The sequence below is a fragment of the Streptomyces sp. CO7 genome (assembly GCF_053474865.1).
Window position 1 is genome coordinate 128,382 of record NZ_JBRIOU010000008.1, and the last position, 1,669, is coordinate 130,050.

Annotated in this window: 1 protein-coding gene and 1 pseudogene; both read left to right on the plus strand. The window is 70.9% G+C overall.

What is annotated here, in order from left to right:
* Positions 1 to 114, plus strand: a pseudogene (locus ACOV8S_RS25480) (IS5/IS1182 family transposase); the annotation flags it as partial.
* 393 nt (positions 115 to 507) lie between these two features.
* A complete protein-coding gene (locus ACOV8S_RS25485) occupies positions 508 to 1,620 on the plus strand; it encodes a LacI family DNA-binding transcriptional regulator (protein WP_448320576.1) in 1,113 nt (370 codons plus the stop codon).
* Positions 1,621 to 1,669: the final 49 nt, after the last annotated feature.

Here is a 1,669-nt window from a genome sequence, read left to right on the forward strand (position 1 = left end):
CACCAGTTCAAGCGCCTCCGGATCCGCTACGAGATACGAGCCGACCTTCACCTCGGACTGCTCCAACTCGCCTGCAGCATCATCTGCTTGAGACGACTCCGAACCTCATTCTGAAATGATCAGTAAGAGCCGCCCGCCGCTGCGGTACCGGCCCGGCGGTACCGCGACGGCGGGACCGGCCCGGCGGGCGCCCTCCGGCGGGAGCGGTCCGAGGTACCGGAACATCCGGAACATCCGTGGGCCCCAGGGGCGCAACCGCGAAAATCACGCGCGCCGGTGGCTCGCGCCCTGGCGCGCATCACCCGTGAAGGTGAGTTGCACCCCGGGCGGGCCCTCTCCGGTGCACATTGCATGCACCCGTCGAGACGCCTGGTCCTTCGACTCCAAGACTCAATCACCTTGCTTTCCAAGGTGATTGCGCCCACATGACCATGGGGAATCGTCCCTGTCAACGGGCGCATATGCATCCGGCCCAGCCTGCCTTCCGGGCCCTACTATCGGCTCGCCATGACAGCAGCAGGGAAGCACCAGGTGAACCGGGCGGAGATCAGCCGCCGGGGCAGCCGACCAGGCCGGGCAGGGATCCGCGACGTCGCCGCCGCGGCCGGAGTCTCCATCACGACCGTCTCCGACGCCCTCAACGGCAAGGGCCGACTGCCCGATGCCACCCGCCGCCACGTCCGCGAGGTGGCCGACCGTCTCGGTTACCGCCCGTCGGCCGCGGCCCGAACCCTCCGTACGGGGAAGTCCGGCCTCATCGGCCTGACCGTCACCACGTACGGGGATGAACCTTTCACCTTCACGGAGTTCGCGTACTTCGCCGAGATGGCGCGGGCCGCCTCCTCGGCGGCGCTGGACCGCGGCTACGCCCTGGTCATCCTGCCCGCGACCTCACGGCACGACGTGTGGTCCAACGTCGCGCTCGACGGGACGGTGGTCATCGACCCCTCGGACCACGACCCGGTCGTCACCGAACTGGCCCGCCAGGGTTTACCGGTGGTCTCCGACGGCCGCCCGGACGGCACCCTTCCGGTGACGGCCTGGGTGGACAACGACCACGAAGCCGCCGTGCTGGGCATCCTCGACCACCTCGCGGCGGCCGGCGCGCGCCGCATCGGTCTGCTCACCGGCACCAGTACGGACACGTACACCCGGCTGTCGACCACCGCTTATCTCCGCTGGTGCGAGAGCGTCGGCCAGGACCCGGTCTACGAGTCCTACCCTGCTCACGACCCCTGCGCGGGCGCGGTCGCCGCCGACCGGCTACTGGCCCGTCCGGACCGTCCGGACGCGGTGTACGGGCTGTTCGACCCCAACGGCACGGACCTGCTGGCGGCCGCCCGGCGGTACGGGCTGCGGGTGCCGGAGGACCTGCTGCTGGTGTGCTGCAGCGAGTCCTCGGTCTACGCCACCACCGAGCCGCCGATCACCACGCTCTCCCTCAAGCCTCGTCGCATCGGCACGGCGGTGGTCCAGCTGCTGATCGACGCCATCGAGGGCATCGCCTCGGACCAGCCGGTCGAGCAGGTGATGCCGACGGAGCTGATCGTCCGCGCGTCGTCCCAGCGCCGCCCGGCCCGCACCACCGTGAGCCCTCCGCGCGCGGCCGGCGCCGGCTGACACGTCGTCCGCCCCGCTCCGGCAGCCGATGGCCGGGGCGGACGCCCTG